This is a genomic window from Lachnoclostridium sp. An131 (assembly GCF_002160825.1).
In the GTDB taxonomy this organism is placed as follows: Bacteria; Bacillota; Clostridia; order Lachnospirales; family Lachnospiraceae; genus Laedolimicola.
Window position 1 is genome coordinate 68,597 of sequence record NZ_NFLI01000012.1, and the last position, 21,799, is coordinate 90,395.

Sequence of the window (21,799 nt, forward strand, 5' to 3'; positions counted from 1 at the left end):
TATTCTATGCCTGACCTGTCCTCTTCATTCCAGAATCTTTTTATTCTTTTCCATCAGCCATCCGATTCTTTAAACCGAGGCGTCTGCTTTTTTTAACCGGTTGCTGAGCTCGGCAAACTGAGAAAGCTCCATCGTCTCTCCCCGCACTCCCGCGCCAAGCCCCATTTCCTCCAGGATCGCGGCTGTCCTTTCTTTGGGTATCCGAAGCTCGGGCGCATTACAAAGCCCGTTGACCAGTGTCTTTCTGCGCTGGTTAAAGGACGCCCGTATAATCTGAAACATCAGCTTTTCATCCTGTACCCGAACCGGAGGCTTCTCATGCCTTGTGAGACGAATTACAGCCGAGCCCACCCGCGGGCGGGGCATAAAACAGTTCGGAGGCACATTCGCCACAAGCTCCGGCCTGGCATAATACTGAACCGCCAGTGATAACGCTCCGTAATCCTTGGAGCCCGGCCCCGTCTTCATTCGATCTGCCACTTCCTTCTGCACCATGATCGTAATGCTGTCTACCGGAACATGATTTTCAAAAAGACCCATAATAATCGGCGTCGTGATATAATAAGGAAGATTAGCAACTATCTTGACCGGCTTTCCTCCGTTCTTCTCTTCCGCAAGCCTGGTCAGATCCACCTTCAGCACATCCTCGTGAATCACCGTCACATTATCATATCCGCTCAGAGTATCCTCCAGAATGGGAATCAGCGCATCGTCTATCTCTATCGCCGCCACTTCCCTGGCCGACGCAGCCAGATACTGGGTCAGTGTGCCGATGCCGGGACCTATCTCGATTACAAAATCATCCTCTGTTATTTCTGCAGACCGGATAATTTTTCCCAGCACATGCTCATCGATCAGAAAGTTCTGTCCAAACCTCTTTTGAAAGACAAATTTATATTTATTCAAAATCTCTATCGTATTCTTTGGGTTTCCCAGCGTCGGTACCGGTCTGCTCATAAGCCTCTCCCCTGAAAATAAAGTTTTCTGGCGTTCTCGTTTGTAATACGGATTACTTCTTCTGTCTCCATCCCCTTCAGCTCCGCAACAGCAGCCGCCACATAGGGCAGATTCAAAGAGGAATTACGCTTTCCCCGATAAGGCACCGGCGCCAGATATGGGCAGTCCGTCTCCAGAAGAATCCGTTCGGGAGGCAGCATCTTCACAACCTCCTTCAGCTTCTTTGCGTTTTTAAAGGTCACAACTCCTCCGACACCGATATAATATCCCATATCAAGGTATTCCCTCGCTATCTCGGGCGCATAGGAAAAGCAGTGAATCACACCGCGAAGCTCCGGTGTGTGTGCCTTTTTTATTTCTTCCAGTGTATCAGCGCAGGCGTCCCGGCTGTGGACAATAATCGGAAGCTCCAATTCTTTTGCCAGCTCCAGCTGTCTCTGAAACCAGTATTTCTGAGTCTCATGATTTTCCTTATCCCAATAATAATCCAGGCCTATTTCTCCTACCGCCACTGTTCTGGGATGACGGCACTGTTCCTTCAGCCAGGTAAAGCTTTCTTCATTCAATTCCCCCACTTCGCTCGGATGAACACCTGCCGCCGCATAAATAAAATCATAGCTGTCTGCAAGTGCAAGCGTCGTCTTCACCGACTGCAGGCTGGCGCTCACATTCACAATATATTCAATTCCCTGTGCCCGGCACTCCTCAAGGAGTTCCCTGCGGTCCGGATCAAAAGCTTCGTCGTCGTAATGCGCATGGCTTTCAAATATCATAGCTGCCCTCTCTTTTCCTGAATCTCTTTTTCATTATACAGAACCAGCTCCCAAAAATCCAGTACCGCTTTCGCCTGATTTCTCACCCCTCTACGATATACCTCACATCAGCAAATCCCACACGGTCTCCAGGCCGGAGCCGCGCTTTTTCATTGACTTCAAGACGTCCGCCGTTCAGAAAGGTTCCGTTCGTGGAATTGAGATCTGTGAGATAATAACAGTCGTCTTCCCTGGAAATCCTCCCATGTATTCTGGAGATTCCCCTGGCTTTCAGGCAGGCGTCCACCGCGTCCTTTTTCTTGCCAATCAGAAAGCTGTCCTTCGTAATCCTGAGATCCGGAAAAGCCGCGCTTTCACTGCGCAGAAACAGCCCGGGTTCCCTGATTTTTGACAGAAACGAGGTTCCTCCCTCCGCCTCTCCTGTCCATTCCGGAGACGCTGCATCAAAACATCTTTTCGGCTCACGTTCGCGGATACAGTCCTCCTCCAGAACCGTCTGACCCCTTCCATCGTAATAAAGAATCTTTTTCTCCATCGCTTCGGACGGACACATTTTATCTTCTCTGCAAGGCTCCGCCTGTTCCTCCTCTGTCTGCTCCCCGGCTTCTTTTCCCTCCTGCCAGCTTTCCAAAAGCTTCCCCAGAGACGGATTTTCCTCTCCGGCAATCCTGTAAAACTCATAGCCCAGCGTAACGGCTCCGGAATCCTGCCGGTCCAGCCGGTCTAAAAGATACTCTGCCAGCTCCAGAAGCTCCTTTTCCGGACTCTGCTTTTCCAATGGAAAAAAGCAAAAAAACACTGTCCATTCATCCGGATCCAGATAAATATACTCCGGCGTCAGCAGAAGGCGTTCCACATCCAGCAGATACTCGCTGCAGGCTCTTACTGCCTGCCAGATTCCATCAAGCAGCTTCAAAAGCTCCTGAAGATTCAGCCTCTTTCTCTCCAGTACCAGGCTCAGGCTCTGCCTGGAGGTAATTTCATAATAGAAAAAAACGCCCCTGTCAAAGCGGCTCAGCCTGCATTCCAGAAAGCCCGGTATTTTATTTTTCAGCAGCATACCCACCTGATAATTTTCCTGATACTCCTCCTGTTCCAGAACCAGCCAGTTATGATCGAGCTCTCTTTTATATGACGTTTTCACCCTCCATCACTCCTATTCTCCTGAACTAAATTGTTAAGTCTCCTGCTGTTTCTGATAAAATTCACAGGATTCAGCCTTTCTGCCGTCTCCTCCTCCCTGGCCCTCAGGCCTCCCAGAAGAGAGGTATATCCCTCATAGCAAACAGATACCGTGTTTCCTGTCACCTCCGCAGAGGCTTCTCTCAGCTCCAGAAGCAAAAGCTTTTCCTCGGCCAGGCCTCTGGCCTGGACGGCAAGCCAGCCTTCCAGATGCTCCTCAGTCTCATATTTTCTCAGGGCTCCCTTTCCCGCCAGCTCTGCTGCACAGGAAGCCAGAACACTTCTGTCATGCAGATAAAGGCTTAAGATAAAAAAAGCAAAAATAATAAATATCAGAACCGGAAGGAGCAGTGAGGCCTCCACCGTAAAGCTGCCACTTTTCCACTCTGCCGTCCCGGCACTTTTTCCAGATTTCTTTTTTATTTCCATACCATTCTCCCCAGCTGAGCCAGACAAAGGAAGGGAACGAAAGGAAATTTCTGCTTCCACCGCACCTTTCCAAAAATCAATCCCGTTCCGAGTACGGCCGCACACAGCAGAGAGCCAGCCATAAGAAGACTCAGATTCTCTGTACCTCCCAGAAGGATTCCTGTCACACAGAGCAGAAGGCCGTCTCCAAAGCCAACCGCTCCCCTGGTAACTGCTGCGGCGGCCAGCACCAAAAGCCCTGTGCCAGCTCCCGCCGCCGCTTCTACTGCCTCCTGATACGGAAACAGCAGATTCCAAAGCAGCCCCGCTGCCGCAAATATCCCAAGACTCGGGAGGCTCACCTCGTGCCGCCGAATATCAGTCCATGAATTCCACACCAGAAGAAGAACCGTACAATATTCGTTCCACATCTTTCATCCTCCACATACCGAACAGGGCGGACAGCCCCCTGTCTCCCAGATCCGGACTGCGCGAATCCCCCGAATCAGGGAAGGACAGTTCAGGCTCTGATGATACCGGTTCCCGTCTTCTGTCAGAAACACCGTCTGCGTACCCTCTTTCCAGCAGCGCTCACAGGGATAATATTTCGCTCCGCCTGAATTGCGAAGCCCACCCACCTGATTTAGCCCGGTCTGCTGAACAGACAGCTTCAGATAACGGCATCCCAAATCTCTGTGGTAGACAGTTCCGTAGTCCGTCATATAGACAATCTCGCTATTCTCCGTCTCCTGCGTTCCGTTCCTTCCGGAAAAGCCCGTAAATCCCCGGATCGTCCTCTGCTCTGATACCAGAATCGGATGAAACCATGACAGCCCCGGAGGCAGCACGACCTGAAAGGAGGCGCGCAGGGTAAGAACAGAGGTCTCCTCATTCCAGGCTGTTCCCAGAAACGAAATGCCGTCTTCCCCTCCCCTTATAATCTGTGCTGACAGACGTCCGTCCAGATACTCTTTCACCTGGCTCCGCCCGTAAAGGCCGGCCAGAGCCGAAGGCGCCAGACCGCCGACATTCTCTGAAAAATACGCTGCCTGAGACACTTCTCTCCCCGTGTCTGTCAGTGCCCTCCCTATCTCCGCGCGAAGCTGTATCAGCAGAAACAGATACAGGAAGGCTGTCAGCGTAAACAAAAACAACGGAAAGACAAGCGCCGCTTCCACGGTCAGGCTGCCTTCTTTTTCAAAAGAGGCGCACCGTGATGTTTTTTCGACACAAGGGCCAGAAAGAGAGTTGTCAGATTTTTGTTTTAGAATGGAGGCTCGTCGTCCTGCCGCTGCCTGGAGAGCTTTGAAATTGATTAGACACACCCCTGTACGAAAAAACATCACGGTACGCCCCTTTCTTTTCCGCATTGATATACTCCTCGAAATTCCGCTTTACCATTCGTAAGCAATCCAGCGCTCTGCCGAAAGCTCCTGTGCGCCTGCGCACACCGTACGCATCCAGAACGCATCCGCGCACTGGTCCATATAAAACCACTGCCCGTCTGCCTGTTCCCGAATCACGCCTTCTATCGCGTCGAGACTTCTCATCATCTTGCTTTCCCGCCCGGTCAGAGTGAGCAGAATCCCCAGATAATCCTGATACAAAAGTCCGCCCGGATCCTCCTGCTCATCAAATTCAGACAGAGAGCTCAGCTCCAGAGCCCCAGACAGAGACAGCTTCCACGTGGAACTGTCCTTATGAAATGCCGTGCGTTTCCCGTTCAGCAGCATTCTCACATCCAGTATGCTCTCTGCAAAAGCCCAGGCAAGCAGAAGCACATGCTTCATAGCCTCTACAAGCCCCGGAATCATAGTGGCTCCCACCAAAGCTGCCGCCAGCGCCGCACACTCTGCTGTCTTCGCCGAATCCGAAAGCAAATATACATAATTCATTCCCTCCCGTATTGCCAGAAGCCGCCCGCAGACGGATTCCAGATTTGCGATATCAGAATCCTTTCCGGCTATCAGATATTCCAGCTGATAATCAAGCCAGGCGCCGCTCTCCTTTCCCTCTGCAAGATACTCTGCTGCATCCGGAAAATGCTCCAGCAGATAAGCCAGGAAAAACACATCATTTGCCGCGTTCGCTGTATGGCGCCCCCGCGGTCCTGCGCCAGAAAGAAGAAACCGGGCTGACGGAGCCGCGCTCAGCTCCGCCTTTTTCCCAGACAACCTCTCCGGAGCCTTTACCACCAGATTTAAAATGCTTGTCTGCTTCAGACTGTTCGTATTCGAAACCGGATCCGGCGTACTTTTTTCCTCCTCTTCCTCCCGCCTTTTCTTCAGTTCTTCCAGATTCTGATTTTCTCTCGCATCCGCCTGCGCATAGCTGGCCTCATTTCCGGAAGCCTGATTTCCGTACTCCTCATAGCTTTTCAGCCTCTGCAAAAGAGAAGCCCCTGTCTTCTGCTTCATATAGGCGACCGCCTGCTCATAATAGCCTGTCCCCCTTTCGTCAGTCGCCCGGGCATAGTCCCATGTCTCAAGTGCCAGAGCTTCTCCGGAAAAGAGATTGGCGTCCATAAATTCTGTCAATCTCTGATTCAGATAGTCCGTATCCTCGGCTCCTCCCCCGTAGCTCAGATCAAGATAAAAGAGACCGTAAAGCTCCAGAAGCTCTCTGTGATATTCCGAGAGCACAGAATACTCAGCCAGCTCCAGCGCTTCCTCCATCCGGCTTCTGAGCATGGCGCATCGGGCCGATGTAAACGCGGCCTGAAAAAAGAACAGCAGCACTGCCAGCATCAGGCTCACAAAGACTGTGATCTCTCCACGCTTCCACATCCTTGCGTTCATATGCTTTTATACCAGCCTGCTCTGGCTCGTGATTTTGTCAAAAATATCGTTTACCAGAGATGTCAGCTGGCTTTTAAAAATCAGCACGAGCGCAATCAAAACCACCAGAATCAGTATCATCTCCACCGTCCCGATTCCGTCCTCTTCCTTCCAAAAACGAACCCACCAGTTCTTCATATCTGTCCTTCCTTTCCCGCCTGTACGGCATGTATTTTTATCGCTGCAGGCTTCCTCCAGTCATATCTGCATGGACATAACTGCGGGAACCAGAATCAAAAGCATCACCACTGCCAGCATCATAACCATGGGAAACAGAAGCCGCGTAGACGTCTCCTCCCCCTGGCTCAGCGCACAGTCCTTTCTCTGCTCAAACGCCTCCCCAATCTCTGCGTTCAGTATCTGACTTAAGCCCTTGCTTCCTCCCCGCAGATTCTGTTCCAGCAGCGCTGAAAGCTTCAAATAGCACGGAAGCCTGCACCGTATTCCAAAATTTTCATACGCCTTTGCCTCCGCGACACCGCTCTGCATCTCATAGCAGGCCAGCGCCATTTCCTCATAGGCATAACGAAGCTTTATCTGTCCTCTGTCCCGTTTCACCTGATAATCCTTTACAATCATCTCCCAGGCATTCCGGATCGCCGCTCCTGCTCCCATTAAAAGCACAAGCTTGCTTACAATCCTGGCATAATCCCGCTGCATCTGCCTGTCACGGTCCAGCGCCTGCTTTCGGAGCTCCCTGTCCTTTCCAAGATACACGGCTGCCACAGCAAACAATGTAAGCGCAAGAGCAGCTCCTGCCTGGGAAGCGGGCACCTCTTCCCAGCTGACCGGACGCCCGTCTATCTCTTCCGGAAGCCTTTTCATTGCCTGCTGGCTGCTTTCCTTCTGGGAAGCGGCTATCGCTTCGTTTACCGACTGCTCCCATTGTTCCTCCTCCGTGAGAAGCGGCGGGTACACCCGGGCTGCCGCCCGGTAAATTTTCTCCTCCTCACCGCAGGTCAGCCGGGCTGTCAGCTCTGTCAGGCTCCCCTCCTCCTTCAGCTTCTCCAGCCGGAGGCTTCCGTCCAGATTCAGCGCCTCATAATGATCCAGCTCCCATTCTACTTCAATCGGAGTCCCCTCTATCTTCTGAACCAAGTTCAGATCGCTTCGTACTTCTTCCAGGGAGGTATTGGTTCCCAAAATATAAGATTCCATATTTGCAGCCGCTTTCTCCAACAGCTCCCGGCTTTCCTCCCGGGTAAGCTCCCGCGGCTCTACCTCCACCATAACGTTCTCCCCGGCCTTATCCTCCGTGCTCAGCTTCAGCCTGCGGGTGTAGCTCCTTTCTTCCCTCGGAAGAAGACAGCCTTCTGTCAGCAGCGTCTGACTGCCCGCGGTCAGAAACAGCAGCAGACTGACTGCCAGGCCTCCGATCAAAACCTGAATCATCAGCCTTGTCTTTTCAGCATAGTAGCTCTCCAGCCTGTCCCCAACGCTTCTGTCCGTACTGAGCAGTCTTAAGTTTTCTTCCACCTCCAGCCTTCCCGGACATTTTCCGCCAGTTTTTCTGAATATCCATCGGATTAGCCTGCGTAAATTTCCTGCTGTTTTCTCCGTTTTCTCCTTTTTCTCTCTGTCCTTGTCCCGATATTTTCCTGACGTCTTTTTTTCCATATCAGTTCTCTCCATACCGCCGGTCAAATCTCTACCTCCAGCATACGCCTTCCCAGATATCCCGCTGCCAGGTAAAGTCCCAGGCAGCCTGTCATGACTGCGGCTCCCGCCAGATTCCCGTACGCCGGGTCCAGAAACCCAGGGCATCCAATCCTCAGGTAAAGCACCATGGCAAAGGGAATCACATTCATAATTTTCTGCTCATATCTGCGGGAAGCCAATACAGAGGCCACCTGCCGCTCCGTATCCACAGTCTGGGAAATTGTGCGGGCGGTATCCTTCATAATTGCAATCAGATCCCCGCCGCTCCTTTTCCCAACTGCAAAGATCTCGGCAAAGGTCTCCGCTTCCTCCAGGCCGCTCCGGAGCGCAAAATCCCTGATTGCCTCTTCCACCGTCTGGTTGGCATCCAGCTTTCGCTGCATAGCCGCCAGCTCCTGGACCATGTCGGCCTTTTCCGGATATATCAGGCGCAGATCCTTTCCCGCTTCCCGAATGGCATTCTCTGCCGAATATCCTGCCGCAAGAGCCGCCGCCATTCCCTGCACCGCATCCTTAAACTGCAGCTGAAGCTTTTTTCTGCGCTCCTTCGCAAGCTGCTTTCCTTTTTCCCGAAAATACCAGAACGCTGCCAGAGGAAACATGATAAGCGCCCAGGGGGAATTGTAGAAGCAGAATGCTGTAATGCCTGTGAGAACCCCAGCTTCCAGACCATACCTGACCTTTTCCCTTCTGCTGAAACGGTAAATCCTGTAGTCCACCTCACCAGCCTCCTATCCCTGCTGCTCTCAGCTTTTCCGAGTGGAGCAGTCCGTCCTTTTTCCTGAGACTTCCCTGAACCTTGCTCCTGTCCCCGCCCTCCTCCTGAAATTCAAAAAGAGAATGCAGGCAGATCTCCCCTTCCCGGATCCCGTCCGTCTCCACAATTTCCAGTACCTTCCGGCTTCCATCACGCAGTCTCCCCAGATGCACGATCAGGTCCACCCCCGAAGCAATCTGTCTCCGTATGGCCGCAAGAGGCAGCTCCATTCCCATCAGCACCATGGTTTCCAGACGGGAAAGCATATCCCGCGGGCTGTTGGCATGGCCTGTGCTTAAGGAACCGTCGTGGCCTGTATTCATAGCCTGAAGCATGTCTATCGCTTCCGCGCCCCGTACCTCTCCCACGATAATCCGATCCGGCCGCATCCGCAGCGCCGTGCGGATCAGATCCCGGATGGTAATCTCCCGTTCCCCTTCCAGGTTCGCCATGCGGGCTTCCATGGTAACCAGATTCTGTACCCTGTCCAGCTGCAGCTCCGCGTTGTCCTCTATCGTGATAATCCGGGCTGTCTCAGGAATAAATTCCGAAAGGGCATTTAAAAACGTCGTCTTGCCGGAGCCTGTCCCGCCGCTTACAAAAATATTGTATCCCGCTCTCACCGCGTCCTTCAGAAAGTCCACTGCTTCCGGCGTCACAGAGCCCCAGGCTGTCAGCTGCGCAATTCGAACCGGTTCTGCCGGAAATCGCCGGATCGTGACAACCGGACCGTTCAGCGCGATCGGATCCAGCACAATGTTCACTCTGGAGCCGTCCGCCAGCCTGGCATCGGCTATGGGGCTGGCCCTGGATACGCTTCGGTTGCAGAAGCTTACAATCTGCTGCACCACATCCTCCAGCTGTATTCTGGAAGAAAATTTTCTGTTCCATCGAAAGAGCCTTCCTTTTTTCTCTATGAAAATATCCTCCGGGCCGTTCACCATGATCTCCGTCACCTCCGGATCCTCTATGAGCTCCTGCAGGATGTCCAGCCTGCGCATGGCATTAAACAGCTCTCTCTGCATCTGAAGCTTTTCTTCCAGAAGAAGATAGCTCTCCTGGCTCTGGCGCAGAATCTCTTCATCTATCAGCGCCCGTACCTCCTCGTCCTGAAGCTCTCTGGACAAATCCAGCCTGTCCTGAACACGGTTCCTGAGCTTTCCCCGAAGCTCCTCCCAGCCTGCTCTCACAGTCCGCTCCACCTCCTGCCTTCCGCTTTTGCCAGAGCCTCCGGCCCATCGAAGGCGGACAGCCGGAGCTTCTTGGTCTGCTCCATGATATGCTCCATGGAAAGAAGGTTCAGTGTATCCTCATACTGCGCCATTTTGGCCCGGGCCATTTCGTCCTCCTCCGTCGGCGTATAAATGAAATCACAGCGCTCCAGAAGCTCAAACAGGCCGTTGACCATACCGCTCAAATCAAGGATCAGCACCTCGTAACGGCTTTCCCGCTCAAGCGCCTCCAGAAGGGCCTCCCAATCCTCCAGGCTGATATGGCGCAGCTCTACGGGAGAGCGCAAAGGTGGAATATAGTCAAGCGCGCCCAGCTGCTGAATCACACTTTCCAGCTTGCAGGCAAACGCCTTCTTTCCCTGCTTTAGAAAATACATCAGCTCCGACAGTGTCCACCCGTCCCCATACGGATACAGAGCGGCAAACCCCGAATATTCCTCCATATTCAAATACAGTGTCCTTCTGCTCTTCGCCACCTCCTTCCCGAGGGCCAGCGCAAAGCCTGTCTTCCCGGTCCGCCCAACCGGCGAATAGATGCCGATTTTTTCCATCTGCGCTGTCCGTAAGGTTCTGCCAAGCGCCCTGGGAGCCTCCTCCGCGTACAGCTCCATCGCCTGACGGAGAATCTGCGTACAGGACTGATATTTATAGATTGCCGGATACCCTTCCTCCTTCCTGTATTCCTCTTCCGACAAAAGAATCACCTTTCCAAAGCCGCTGCTTTCGGAAAGCTGCGGCAGGCACTCCTCCGACAGGAGAAGAATATCGATCGGATGCTCCTTCGTATAAGCCATAAGCTCACTGCAGTCTGTAAACCCATGGACAGAAAACAACGGATCCCTCCGCGAATTTGCAAACGCCGCAAATTTCTCCGCATACCCCCGCTCTCTGCCGCATACCGCTATCTGTCTTCCCTTCACCCAAGGACTCCCATACAGGTATACAGCAGCATTGCAGCTACAAGGCTTACCGACAGCTCAATCCCAAGAAGGCTCCCCGCCAAAAGCAGAAATTTCGCATTTCTTTTGTAAAACCGGGTAAAAGAAATCAATAAAACCCTCCTCCTTCCATTTCGTTTCCAAACAGGAATTGTGGTTTGAATCAAACCAGAGACACAGGCTGCGCCGCTTCCGGCATCAGCCAGATATAAGAAATTTCTTGATCGATCGTAGGTAGAGTATAGCCTTTATTTCCAAATTTGTCCATTGTAAAAAATTCACAAAATTCCAAACGCCGCAATCCCGTAAAGCAGGCCGAGCCCGCTGATTCCAAGGCTTCCGACTGTCAAAAGGGTCAACACGTTAAGCCCCACAAAAACAGAAATGTTCTGGGAGATCAGGATTGCATTGATGATCTGGATTCCAATTGCGCCAAACACCATACGAAGCAGAAAATTTAATACTTTCATGATATTGTCCTGCTTTTTTTATTATTTATATTGTCCATTCATCCAATATATTCTATTTTTTAGTATAAATCCCAATCCCGCGGCCTATACTCATATTGTAGCAAACCAGATTTACAGAAAACGGGGGTTGCAGCATGGCCATTTTTAAGAAAGAACAGACGCAGAAGCCGGCCGGGGAAGCCTCATCCTTCACCCGCCGCCAGCTTCTGGAAGACCTTTATCTTACGAAAAACGCTCTGGACACCGCCTACGCAAACTTCGAGGCGGTCGTGGATCCGGATCTGATCGACTGCTATACCTATGAGATTTATTCTGTACAGAAGCGCTATAAGTTTCTGCTGGAGCAGGCAAAACAGATGGATCTGCAGACATTTTTCTAGGGCGCGGGAAACCGCAGCAGTTATCTGTCCCTTAACTTTACGGATATACATTGTCTTTTCCGGCGGGGATCCCTTTGGCTCCCCGTCCTTTCTGCCTGTCAGCTCTTCATGCTTTTAAGCGGTGTTACCAGGGCATTTCCCCTGCCATCCATCAAAATATCCCCATCCAGGCCTGTGCTGTAAGCTGCAAATCTGAATGGGGATATTCTATTCATCTTCTGATTCTGTTCTAGCAGATCTCTGCTCCCGCAGGCATATCCTTATCCGGCGTCATCAGTGCCAGATTGCCGTCCGCGTCCTCGGCGCAGAGCAGCATTCCCTCAGAGAGAACTCCAGCCAGCTTGGCAGGCTTTAAGTTTACCACAACCATTACCTTCTTGCCGACCATCTCCTCCGGCGTATAATGCGCCTTGATACCGGAGACAATCTGCTTTACCTGGCTGCCGATACGCACCTGAGAGCACAGAAGCTTCTTGGACTTCTTCACCGCCTCGCAGACAATGATCTCACCCACCTGGAACTGCAGCTTGGCGAAATCATCATAGGTAATTTCTGCTTTCGGCTCAATATCAATGACTGCCTTTTCGCTGTCCGCTCCGGCGTCTGCAGAAGCGCCCTCACCTTCCGCGCTGTCTGCTGCAGTACCTGCTGCCTCTGCCGCAGCCGCTCTCTTCGCCTCTACCTTTTCCAGCACCTCATTGACGTCGAGACGGGCAAACAGAATCTCCGGCTTATCTGTCACCTTCGTTCCTGACTGGTACAGTCCAAACATATTCATTACCTCAAGGGAACGCTTCTTTGCACCCAGCTGAGACAGAATCTTTGCGGAAGTCTCCGGCATGAACGGCTCAAGCAGGCTGGCTCCGATGCTGATGCTTTCCACCAGATTATAAAGCACGGTCGCCAGACGGTCCTTCTTGCTCTCATCCTTTGCCAGAGCCCAGGGCATTGTCTCATCAATGTATTTGTTGCAGCGCTTGAACAGGGCAAAGATCTCGGTGATCGCATCTGCCACGCGCAGCTCATCCATTTTGTCAGAAGCCTTCTGAGCTGCAGCGACTGCCGTTTCACGAAGCTCTCTGTCCACCGGCTCGATCACGCCGGTATTATTTACGACACCGTCAAAATACTTGTTTGACATGGAAATCGTACGGTTTACCAGATTTCCCAGGGTGTTGGCCAGCTCGGAATTGATGCGCTCCACCATCAGCTCCCAGGTAATCACTCCGTCATTGTCAAAGGGCATCTCATGCAGCACAAAGAAACGCACCGCATCCACACCGAACATCTCTACCAGATCGTCCGCGTAAAGTACATTGCCCTTGGACTTGCTCATCTTGCCGTCGCCCTGCAGCAGCCACGGATGACCGAACACCTGCTTCGGCAGCGGAAGATCGAGCGCCATCAGGAAAATCGGCCAGTAAATGGTATGGAAACGGATGATATCCTTTCCAATCAGGTGCAGGTCTGCCGGCCAGTTCTTCTTGAACAGATCGCTGGATTCCCCGTCGCACTCATACCCGATTCCGGTGATGTAGTTTGTCAGCGCGTCCAGCCACACATAAACCACATGCTTCGGATCGAAGTCTACCGGAATTCCCCATTTAAAGGAGGTACGGGATACACAGAGATCCTGCAGGCCCGGAAGCAGGAAATTGTTCATCATCTCATTTTTCCGGGATACCGGCTGAATAAATTCCGGATGCTTATTGATATGGTCAATCAGGCGATCCGCATATTTGCTCATACGGAAGAAATACGCCTCTTCCTTCGCCGGCTGCACCTCGCGGCCGCAGTCCGGACACTTGCCGTCCACCAGCTGGGACGGAGTCCAGAAGGATTCGCAGGGCGTACAATACAGCCCCTCATAGGATCCCTTGTAAATATCGCCCTGGTCATAGAGCTTCTTGAAAATCTTCTGCACCTGCTTCTCATGGTAATCATCCGTCGTGCGGATAAACTTATCATAGGAGGTATTCATCAGATCCCAGATCCGCTTGATTTCGCCGGCTACATGATCCACAAATTCCTTGGGCGTAATGCCTGCTTCCTGAGCCTTCAGCTCAATCTTCTGTCCGTGCTCGTCGGTTCCTGTCTGGAAGAACACATCATATCCCTGCATTCTCCGGAAACGCGCAATCGCGTCCGCCAGCACAATCTCATAAGTGTTTCCAATATGCGGCTTGCCGGAGGTATAGGCGATCGCCGTCGTCATATAAAATTTCTTTTTCTCCATCCTTGCTTCCCTCTCTTTTCTCTTCAAACTGCGAATAAATACTGCAACAAAATTCCGTCTACGGGCTTCTCCTGTGATACAAAAAACCCGCCTTCTCTGTTTCCAAAGAAGACGGGATATTCCCGTGTTACCACTTCCATTCGCCTGCCCCTCACGGGAACCGGCCTCTGCGGGTACGGAACGCCAGGAGCTGCACCGCCGTCAAAATCCTGCCTGCTGCCCGGCGCTGCCGCCGGTGTCTGCTGCGTCTTTCCTGCATCCTTATACCCTTCCGCTGTAACAGGCGGCCCTGTCACGTCTTATCGCAGAATTTTTATGTCCTGCGTTCATCCGTGCCGCTCAGAAACCATCTTCAGCTGCTTTGCCTTCATCCCTCTCAGCGTTCGGGAATTCTCTGTAAAAAGCGCATTCAGCTTACTCTTTTCTTCATAGCGTTTGCAGTAAATATGCGGTTTTTCATATAAATGAGCGTAACACGCGAGGGTAGCTTTGTCAAGCCGTTTTCTGTTTCAGAGTTGCTCCTTTACTTCTCTGCTTTCGCATATTTTTCAAAATACTGTTCTGCCTGTTCCGGCGTTAGTGAAAATCTGCGTTCCAGCTTGGAAAGAATCCTCTCCCTGGACACCTTTTCTTCCAGATTGTCCAGAATAAATACACAGATTCCTTCCTCCACTCCTTCTTCCCGGGATTGTTTCCGCAGATATTCTCTCTCCGCCCTCTCGTCATACTCTGTCAGCAGCATCTTACGCACCTCCATTTTACTTTTACTCAGAATATCCGATAATATTCCTCGTTCCATGCAGGCATTGATTCCCTGTTCCACAGCGTCCTCCAGCACCATCCCCGCTCTCAGGTTGCGGCGGATCTCTTCTATGAACTCAGAATAATCCTTAAGCCTGCGGCAGCGCTCCATGATTGCCTGATTATGTCCGTAATTGATATTCAGTACAACAGCCCTGCACTCCAGACTGGGAACTTCTCCCTCTACTCCCTTAAATGAGTCTGACAGCAGAAGCTGCGTTTGATCAGGTTCCTCTTTCGTACCATTGTAGAATACCACATACCTGGGAAACGGCAGCGGCAGCCTTCTCCCCGTTCCGGTCAGACGGTATCCGTTTTCCTCCAGATACCGCTGGTACAGCTCCGCAAAATACAGAAGTCCCCGCAGGGGCATATTTTCATTCCATGTACTCTGATGCTCATACAGACTCATGGACGTATCCAGAAGAAAAGACATATCATTTTTCATCCCCAGATAAAGCACGTCCTCCAGCGTATTGACTTCCAGTTCTTCTGCATCGTGATAATCTGTTCCGTTTATCGCATTGTAAAGCTCCAGCAAATCCTTTTTGTCACGAAAGACAAAGCGAAACAGCCTGTCCTTGTATTTGCGGTTTATCTTCTGTGCCGTTTTGATTTTGTACCGCTTATCTGACACCCGGTTGGTTTCTCCTTTCATTATACGTTTTCCGTAACCGTCCTGCAAGATCAGAAAACAGCAGTCATAGGCATCAGCTCCTTATTTTTTACTTCCATTTTGGGAATCAGAAAACAGAACTGTTTTCCTGTTCAGATAGAAAATTTACGATATAAGAATAGCACAGGCAAAAAGCGTGCGCAAGATTTCCTTCAAAAATATATTGTAAATATTTTTCATGCGCCACGGCAAGGTGCAGGCCCATGTCAAACGCCCGAGAGCAGTTATACTGTGCAGAGAAGCCGGCAGCGGACCCTGATTTCCAGCGCAGGAGATATCACGTTCACACATACTCTGTATAAGGATAAAAATGGAAAGCCCCGGTGTCTGCTGGATGAACGGATCCGGCTTCCGGACCGGGAAAGGTTCACCCCTGCTGCAGAAGCAAAAGTGTTAAATGAGGCAGAAGGATGGAGAAGAGCAGGGACGTTTTATGGGAAGGCCTATCTTTTTGAAGGGAAAAAAGAAGCTGCCGACACGGATCAAAAACCATTACGCCGGAAGTGAGCGGGCCGTGGAAGAATATAAACTTCAAAAAACGAACTTTCAGCTGTATGATTGAGAAAATGAATCTGGAACCATTTTGCTTTAGGAACAATCTCTTTCACGTCAACTGACAATTTGTTTACTTCATCATCTCATAGAAAGGACATTGATATTCAGTCATATAAATGGTAAAATACAACTATAAAAATGAAGGGTGGTTTTAGCTATGGCATGGGATGGACGTTATGAAACTTCGCATTATAACACAGCAGATTTGGTTGAAGATTTACTGAATTACATTGATTATGGCATTGTCAGTGCAAAAGAATTGCCAGGTGGTGGAGTAGAGGTCATGGAAGAACGTCCAGATGGAACAACACGCCTTAATGTATACTTCCCTAAAGATAATGGAAAACACAGTCATCATTGGGTAGATTCGAATGGAAAAGTCTATCATAGAAAATAAATAATAACCGGGCGCAGACAGCCACAAAAGACTGCCTGCGCCCTTCTTGTGTAGATGCGATTTTGGTATCTGTTACAGTGTGGAACACCATTTTAAGGGGATAAGGTATAAAGCCCTCTCTGGAAAAAACAGCTGTCAGAGCCGCACTCGGTATACCTCTTCCTGGCCTCGGTCTGGTAAAGCTCCGCATATTCCCTTTCCGCCAACGCGCCCCCTTTGGAAAGGGTGCGCTTTTCAAGCTCCCGCATTTCCGTGTCCATGTAAGGCAGCGCGGCGTTTATGTTCCCTAAGCTGCTCACGGCTCCCCTCATGGTAACTGCTCAAAAGGTTCCTTTCTTCCACCCGGAAATCTAATCACTCTGTCCGCAGCCGCTCTACTACGGTGTGCTTTTCTGACGCCCGGCTAGTCAGGATAGGAATACCTACCCCAAGGAGGGTAAACAGAGGAATCACCAGCAGGAAGGGTGTCAGCTCCAGATGGTAGGTGAAGAACCAGAACAGTCCCTCGATGGCCCGGAAGGCCACCGGACCCAGCGCCACAGTCAGAAGCAGAGCCAGTCCTGCTGCGCCCAGGGCGTACAGCAGACCCTCACATGCCAGCATGGCGCGCAGCTGTCTGCCCGTCATGCCCACGGCCTGAAGCACTGCCAGCTCCCGGCGGCGGGCAATGATACCGGTGAGAATGGCGTTAAAGAAATTCAGCACTCCGACCAGCCCCACAATGAAGCTTAAGACTCCACCCAGCATCAGGAACATGGACCGCATACTCTCAAACTCCCCGGCATAGGTAGTCTTACTCTCATAATCCATTTCCGGGTTTACATTTTCCGTGTAATCCGCCAGAAGCTCCTCCATGGCTCCGTTAGCCTCATCGGTAGTATCAAAGGCGTAGTACATGACGCTGTCTGTGCCCGTATCCTGGACAAAGGTCTGATCATTCAAAATAAATTCATCGGATCCGTAGTAGCGGTAGCTTAAGGCAGAGGGCACTGTCACCAGGGCAGCTACAGTGTATTCCACGTCCCGGTACTCCACGGGCCGCTCTGCATAGTCAGCCCCGTCCGGCACATCCTCATAGCTTCCATAAGCCTCTCCGGTGTCCGGGTCATAACATTCTGTTTCTTCCACATACCGGAGCGTGACCGTATCTCCAAGCTTCGCCCAGTGGCTGTCTATGTCAGCATTGCCATAATCGTCCTCGCTGTACACAGCGGCAATGGCACGGCTGCCCGGCTCATAGATGGAGGAGAGGTCTCCTTCCAGCACGGTCAGATGGTCGAGAGCAAAAGCGCTCATGCCGGAAATCTGAGCATTGGCGGCCAGGAGTCCCTCTTCGTTCTGATCTGTGAGGCGGATCAGATTATCCAGCTGTTCCGGAGTGTAGAAATGCTGGTTCATCTGACGGAAGTAATCCTCAGTGATATACTCCAGCACCTGAGAGGTCTGTCCATACACCATACCTTCGCCGGTGATGCCGCCCTGGGCCCGAATCTCGTCCATAGCCGCCTGGGGCACGCCCATATCGTCTGAAAAAATAAGGGCGCCGGTCTGGAATTTGGCGGCGTTTGCCACGATAAAGTCGCTGGCGGTGAAATTGGACACATACTTATCCATATCAAAGCCGCTGGTGAAGTTTACAGTTACGGTGAGCAGCACTACGGCGAGGGAAAGGGAGAGGATGGTCACGGTCGTCTTGCCCTTGTTTCGTCCCAGATTGGCCCAGGCCATGGTAAAGGGATTGACTCTGCGGGCCCTGCGGCTTTTCGCCCGGCTTCCCGCCCGGCCTTCCGTGTAACGCACTGCTTCCACCGGAGAGACTTTTGCCGCCATCCGTCCGGGCCGCCGGCAGGAGAGCAGCACTGTGATCAGGGCAAACAGAGCCGAGGCGGCAAAAATCAGTGGGTTCCCGGAGGTGAGCGTCACCACGCCGTCGAGCCGGGCTGTGATCGCCGGCGTCAGCCGTCCGCCTATGAGCCAGCCAATTACCAGACCGATGGGAATACCGGCGGCGCTTAAGACAAGAGCCTGCAGGCGGATGATCCGGCGCAGCTGCCGTGGTGTTGTGCCGATGGTTTTTAAAAGACCATAAAACCGGATATCTCCGGCGACGGAAATCTGAAATACATTGTAGATAATAAGGTAGCCGGTAAAAATAATGAGCAGGGCTATGACGATAATTGCCAGGAACACAGTGGGGTCCATGCTGTCAGACATCCGGGCTCCGGTATAGCCCCAGTTGACGCCGGTGTTGATGTAGTTCTCCCCCTGTGTCTCACTCTGATAGCCGTGATTGGCTAAAATCTGATTCAGATCCTGCTCAATGCGACGGGAACCGCTTTTCAGCATCAGGTCCATATTCCAGGCGCCGGTCATGCCGTCGGAAGGAGCGTTCGGATCCACGCCGCATTCCGAGAGGATTTCATTTACGCGGCTTTCGGGAATCAGGATATGATTTGCCACGATAGCTTCATCGTATTCCCACCAGCCGGAGAGAGTAAAGGTCTGCGTGGTGGTATGTCCGTCCACGGGAAACGTAAGGGTGAATTCCGCTCCGATTTCCGGCTCGATTCCCAGAAGCTCCAGCACATGGGTGTCGGTGGCAGCCTGGTTTGTGCCTTCCTGGGGCAGTGCGCCGTCTACCGGATCACAGTACATCCAGTGGGCTTCGTTGGCGTCAGCGTAGCTGACCTCCACATGAGATTTGTTGAAAGGGGCGTCTGTGGGCATGCCGAGAAAGCGCCGCAGGCCCCAGGCATCGATCAGAGGATCGTCTTTCAGGGCGTCGAACTGCTGCTCCGTCAGGTATTTAAAGCCTCCATGGGACCAGCCCCCTACCTGGCGGAAATTGGATTGCTGGATGCCTTCGTTGATGGAGAGGGCAATGGTAAACAGGCTGGTGAACAGCACCGCTGTCAGAGCAATCGCCGCCACTGCAATCAGATTCCGGGTACGGCTGGCCTGCAGACTCTTCCAGGCCAGGCGCCGGATACACTTGCTGTTTTTGACTTTCATGTGTCCCACCCCCTTACCGCGTCACAATCCGGCCGTCCTCAATGCGGACGATGCGGTCGGCGAGCTGGGCGATTTCCTCGTTATGCGTAATCATAACCATGGTCTGGGCGAATTTCCGTCCGGTGACCTTCATCAGGGACAGCACATCCTGACTGGTGCGGCTGTCCAGGTTTCCGGTGGGCTCATCGGCAAGAAGAATGGCGGGCTTAGTGGCCAGGGCCCGGGCGATGGCCACCCGCTGCTGCTGACCGCCGGAGAGCTGGCTGGGCAGGCTCTGAAGCTTCTTCTCCAGCCCCAGCGCCGCAATGACCTCACGGACATAGTGCTTATCGACCCTGCCGCCGTCCAGCTGAATCGGAAGAACAATATTTTCATATACCGTCAGTACCGGAACCAGGTTGTAGCTCTGAAAGACAAAGCCGATCTTCCTCCGGCGGAAGATAGTCAGCGCCTCGTCCTTCAAAGAAAAGATATTCTTTCCGCCCACGGTGACGGAGCCGGAGGTAGGCCGGTCCAGTCCTCCAAGCATGTGGAGCAGAGTGGACTTTCCGGAGCCTGACGTGCCCACGATGGCCACAAACTCTCCGTCCTCCACGCTTAAGTTTACCCCATCCAGGGCTTTTACCAGCGTATCCCCGCTTCCATAATATTTTTTCAAATCCTTGGTTTCCAAAATTGCCATAGAACGATACCTCCACGAAAAAGTCTGCACTGTCTTTCGACAATACAGACTTTACCACAGCAATCTTTCCAGGTCCTTTCTCAAATCTAACAGAATGGAAAGATTCTTACCTTTTGTCTTTCCCCTGAACTGGCGAAACGATGCGCGTCTCAGGCATCCCGGCTCCGGCCTTTTCCGGATTCGCGTTTTCTCTTGGCAGATACAGAGAAAAAACGCAGCCTTTTCCGGGCTGGGAAGCCACTTTGATGTATCCGCCCTGTTTCGTCAGAATCTCCCGGGCCAGATAGAGCCCAAGGCCCACCCCTTCTGCGGTGCGGGTACTCTCCCCCCGGAAAAAGCGGTGAAAGATTTCTCCCTGCTCGTTCTCCGGAATGCCCGGGCCGGTATCTGCCACATCCACCCGGCAGAAGGAATCCAGCATCTGGGCAGAAACAGTCACTGTCCCTCCGTCAGGGGTGTACTTTACGGCATTATTCACCACATTGCCCAGCGCCTCACCTGTCCAGCGCGGGTCAAAGGCAGCGCTGCCCTGAAAGGGTAGGGCTGTAAGTGTGATCTGCTTGGCCTGCGCCGCGTGTTCCTCCTGTTCTGCGGCTCCGAAGAGGAGCGGGCCCACCGGATTGGGCGCCGGCACCGGAGCCACGATGCCCGCTTCCAGCCGCGAGGTCTTCACCAATGCCTGAATCAGAAAAGACAGCTTCTCCGCCTGCGTGATGAGAGCCTGGGTCTGTTCCCGCTGCTCCGGCGGCAAATCGCTTTCGGAAAGCAGGGAAGCATACAGCAGCAGATTGGCAATGGGCGTGCGGGTCTGGTGGGAAATGTCGGAGATAAGAGCTTTTACTGCGGCCTGTTCTCTCTCCACCGTCCTTCTGGCGGCAGCAGAGCCCCGGAGGAACCGGGCCAGCCTGCTTTCCAGAGCGGACAGCTCCGTCTCGTCAAACACATCCTCAGAAAAGCCTCCGGCAATGGCCCTGTCCAGCATCCGGTTCAGTTGACGGAGCGTACGCCGTCTGGCCGACCACTGCCATATACCAAATCCCATGCCGGCGGCTGCCAGAATCAAAGCACACAAAGTCAAAGCAGTCATCTGCACACCTCCCAGGTATAGCCCATTCCATACACGGTCTTGATCGGGGCGTCACCCAGCTTGGCGCGCAGTCTCCGAACCGCCACAGACAGGGCATTTTCGTCCACAAACTCGCCGCCGTCCCATACTCTTTCCAGAAGCAGATCGCGGGGCAGGGTGCGGCCCCGGTTCTCCACCAGCAGACGCAGCAGCCTCTGTTCCGTCTTGGACAGCTCGATGGAAATCCCATCCCTGGAAAACTCCAGGCGGGAGAAATCAAAAAGAAAGCCGTCCAGCGATACCCGGTCCTGAGAAGCGGAAGCGGATCTCCGAAGCTGGGCGTTTACTCTTGCCCGCAGTACCGCCAGCGAAAAGGGCTTGGTGATATAATCATCCGCCCCGGCCTCCAGGCCGGTGACTTCATCAAGCTCCAGGTCATTGGCTGTAAGCAGTATGACCGGCGTGCAGTCGCCCCTCTGCCGAAGCTCCTTCAGCAGCTCGATCCCGTTTCCATCGGGCAGATTGATGTCCAGAATCAGCAGGGAAAAGGGCTGCTGCAGCGCACGCTCCGCTTCCCGGCATGTCTGTGCCAGCGTAACCCTGCATTCCGGTGTTTCCAGAGCCATGGCAATCCCCCGGCCCAGAGCTTTATCATCCTCTAAAATGAATATATTTTCCATATGAATTCTTCCTCTGTCTTTCTTCGATTATTATACTCGAAGAAGCTGGCTGTAGCAAACGCTTTCCGGCTGTGTATTTGCTTTCTGTTGTATTTGGAATG

Annotated in this window: 24 protein-coding genes; 3 read left to right on the plus strand and 21 right to left on the minus strand. The window is 52.5% G+C overall.

Annotated elements, in window-relative coordinates:
- Nucleotides 1–69: 69 nt before the first annotated feature.
- The 14 genes from rsmA to B5E77_RS11085 all read right to left on the minus strand — a co-directional run bounded on the left by rsmA (nucleotide 70) and on the right by B5E77_RS11085 (nucleotide 11,213).
- Nucleotides 70–957, minus strand: coding sequence for a 16S rRNA (adenine(1518)-N(6)/adenine(1519)-N(6))-dimethyltransferase RsmA (rsmA, locus tag B5E77_RS11025; protein ID WP_087165427.1), 888 nt, complete (start codon nucleotides 955–957; stop codon nucleotides 70–72).
- A complete protein-coding gene (locus B5E77_RS11030; protein WP_087165428.1) occupies nucleotides 954–1,730 on the minus strand; it encodes a TatD family hydrolase in 777 nt (258 codons plus the stop codon). Before B5E77_RS11030 ends, rsmA begins: the two co-directional genes overlap by 4 nt.
- An 82-nt stretch (nucleotides 1,731–1,812) precedes the next feature.
- Nucleotides 1,813–2,874 (minus strand): DUF6382 domain-containing protein, encoded by a 1,062-nt coding sequence (locus tag B5E77_RS11035; protein ID WP_087165429.1) that lies wholly within the window; start codon nucleotides 2,872–2,874, stop codon nucleotides 1,813–1,815.
- Nucleotides 2,871–3,341 carry a TadE/TadG family type IV pilus assembly protein gene (locus B5E77_RS11040; RefSeq protein ID WP_087165430.1) on the minus strand — a complete coding sequence of 157 codons (471 nt, stop codon included), beginning with the start codon at nucleotides 3,339–3,341 and terminating at the stop codon, nucleotides 2,871–2,873. The genes B5E77_RS11035 and B5E77_RS11040 overlap by 4 nt, the downstream gene beginning before the upstream one ends.
- On the minus strand, nucleotides 3,332–3,751 hold the full coding sequence (locus tag B5E77_RS11045; RefSeq protein ID WP_087165431.1) for a prepilin peptidase: 420 nt from the start codon (nucleotides 3,749–3,751) through the stop codon (nucleotides 3,332–3,334). The genes B5E77_RS11040 and B5E77_RS11045 overlap by 10 nt, the downstream gene beginning before the upstream one ends.
- Before the next feature lie 3 nt (nucleotides 3,752–3,754).
- Nucleotides 3,755–4,498 (minus strand): hypothetical protein, encoded by a 744-nt coding sequence (locus tag B5E77_RS11050; RefSeq protein ID WP_087165432.1) that lies wholly within the window; start codon nucleotides 4,496–4,498, stop codon nucleotides 3,755–3,757.
- Nucleotides 4,499–4,714: 216 nt separating this feature from the next.
- Entirely contained in the window at nucleotides 4,715–6,118 is a 1,404-nt protein-coding gene (locus tag B5E77_RS11055) for a DUF5702 domain-containing protein (protein WP_087165433.1), read from the minus strand.
- Between the two features lie 6 nt (nucleotides 6,119–6,124).
- Nucleotides 6,125–6,295, minus strand: a complete 171-nt coding sequence (locus tag B5E77_RS11060; protein ID WP_087165434.1) for a Flp1 family type IVb pilin — start codon at nucleotides 6,293–6,295, stop codon at nucleotides 6,125–6,127.
- Between the two features lie 60 nt (nucleotides 6,296–6,355).
- The gene (locus tag B5E77_RS11065; RefSeq protein ID WP_143468624.1) at nucleotides 6,356–7,774 is read right to left on the minus strand and encodes a secretion protein F; all 1,419 of its coding nucleotides are present in this window, start codon (nucleotides 7,772–7,774) and stop codon (nucleotides 6,356–6,358) included.
- 23 nt (nucleotides 7,775–7,797) lie between these two features.
- Nucleotides 7,798–8,535, minus strand: coding sequence for a type II secretion system F family protein (locus B5E77_RS11070; protein ID WP_087165436.1), 738 nt, complete (start codon nucleotides 8,533–8,535; stop codon nucleotides 7,798–7,800).
- A gap of 1 nt (nucleotide 8,536) precedes the next feature.
- A complete protein-coding gene (locus B5E77_RS11075) occupies nucleotides 8,537–9,763 on the minus strand; it encodes a CpaF family protein (protein ID WP_087165437.1) in 1,227 nt (408 codons plus the stop codon).
- Nucleotides 9,760–10,725: a hypothetical protein gene (locus B5E77_RS11080; RefSeq protein ID WP_087165438.1), complete on the minus strand. Its 966-nt coding sequence runs from the start codon at nucleotides 10,723–10,725 to the stop codon at nucleotides 9,760–9,762. Before B5E77_RS11080 ends, B5E77_RS11075 begins: the two co-directional genes overlap by 4 nt.
- The gene (locus B5E77_RS17405; RefSeq protein ID WP_275532763.1) at nucleotides 10,722–10,856 is read right to left on the minus strand and encodes a hypothetical protein; all 135 of its coding nucleotides are present in this window, start codon (nucleotides 10,854–10,856) and stop codon (nucleotides 10,722–10,724) included. Before B5E77_RS17405 ends, B5E77_RS11080 begins: the two co-directional genes overlap by 4 nt.
- Before the next feature lie 165 nt (nucleotides 10,857–11,021).
- Nucleotides 11,022–11,213, minus strand: a complete 192-nt coding sequence (locus B5E77_RS11085; protein WP_087165439.1) for a pro-sigmaK processing inhibitor BofA family protein — start codon at nucleotides 11,211–11,213, stop codon at nucleotides 11,022–11,024.
- Nucleotides 11,214–11,347: 134 nt separating this feature from the next.
- Here B5E77_RS11085 and B5E77_RS11090 point away from each other — a divergent pair, with 134 nt between their 5' ends.
- Nucleotides 11,348–11,593 (plus strand): YaaL family protein, encoded by a 246-nt coding sequence (locus B5E77_RS11090; RefSeq protein ID WP_087165440.1) that lies wholly within the window; start codon nucleotides 11,348–11,350, stop codon nucleotides 11,591–11,593.
- Between the two features lie 229 nt (nucleotides 11,594–11,822).
- Here the strand turns inward: B5E77_RS11090 and metG are convergent, their stop codons facing one another.
- Both metG and B5E77_RS11105 read right to left on the minus strand, forming a co-directional pair.
- Complete coding sequence (gene metG / locus B5E77_RS11095; RefSeq protein ID WP_087165441.1) at nucleotides 11,823–13,829, minus strand: methionine--tRNA ligase; 2,007 nt, start codon at nucleotides 13,827–13,829, stop codon at nucleotides 11,823–11,825.
- Between the two features lie 523 nt (nucleotides 13,830–14,352).
- Nucleotides 14,353–15,288, minus strand: coding sequence for a hypothetical protein (locus B5E77_RS11105; protein WP_087165443.1), 936 nt, complete (start codon nucleotides 15,286–15,288; stop codon nucleotides 14,353–14,355).
- Between the two features lie 249 nt (nucleotides 15,289–15,537).
- On the opposite strand from B5E77_RS11105, the gene B5E77_RS17020 reads away from it, so the two are divergent.
- Nucleotides 15,538–15,813, plus strand: coding sequence for a hypothetical protein (locus tag B5E77_RS17020; protein ID WP_087165444.1), 276 nt, complete (start codon nucleotides 15,538–15,540; stop codon nucleotides 15,811–15,813).
- Nucleotides 15,814–16,018: 205 nt separating this feature from the next.
- A complete protein-coding gene (locus B5E77_RS16815) occupies nucleotides 16,019–16,258 on the plus strand; it encodes a hypothetical protein (protein WP_143468625.1) in 240 nt (79 codons plus the stop codon).
- Between the two features lie 92 nt (nucleotides 16,259–16,350).
- Here the strand turns inward: B5E77_RS16815 and B5E77_RS17795 are convergent, their stop codons facing one another.
- From B5E77_RS17795 to B5E77_RS11135, 5 genes are all read right to left on the minus strand, one after another.
- Nucleotides 16,351–16,557 carry a transposon-transfer assisting family protein gene (locus B5E77_RS17795; RefSeq protein WP_442911332.1) on the minus strand — a complete coding sequence of 69 codons (207 nt, stop codon included), beginning with the start codon at nucleotides 16,555–16,557 and terminating at the stop codon, nucleotides 16,351–16,353.
- 55 nt (nucleotides 16,558–16,612) lie between these two features.
- Nucleotides 16,613–19,270: an ABC transporter permease gene (locus B5E77_RS11120; RefSeq protein WP_087165445.1), complete on the minus strand. Its 2,658-nt coding sequence runs from the start codon at nucleotides 19,268–19,270 to the stop codon at nucleotides 16,613–16,615.
- Between the two features lie 13 nt (nucleotides 19,271–19,283).
- Nucleotides 19,284–19,952 carry an ABC transporter ATP-binding protein gene (locus tag B5E77_RS11125; protein ID WP_087165446.1) on the minus strand — a complete coding sequence of 223 codons (669 nt, stop codon included), beginning with the start codon at nucleotides 19,950–19,952 and terminating at the stop codon, nucleotides 19,284–19,286.
- 106 nt (nucleotides 19,953–20,058) lie between these two features.
- Nucleotides 20,059–21,039, minus strand: coding sequence for a sensor histidine kinase (locus B5E77_RS11130; RefSeq protein WP_087165447.1), 981 nt, complete (start codon nucleotides 21,037–21,039; stop codon nucleotides 20,059–20,061).
- On the minus strand, nucleotides 21,036–21,698 hold the full coding sequence (locus tag B5E77_RS11135) for a response regulator transcription factor (protein WP_087165448.1): 663 nt from the start codon (nucleotides 21,696–21,698) through the stop codon (nucleotides 21,036–21,038). Before B5E77_RS11135 ends, B5E77_RS11130 begins: the two co-directional genes overlap by 4 nt.
- Nucleotides 21,699–21,799 lie beyond the last annotated feature (101 nt).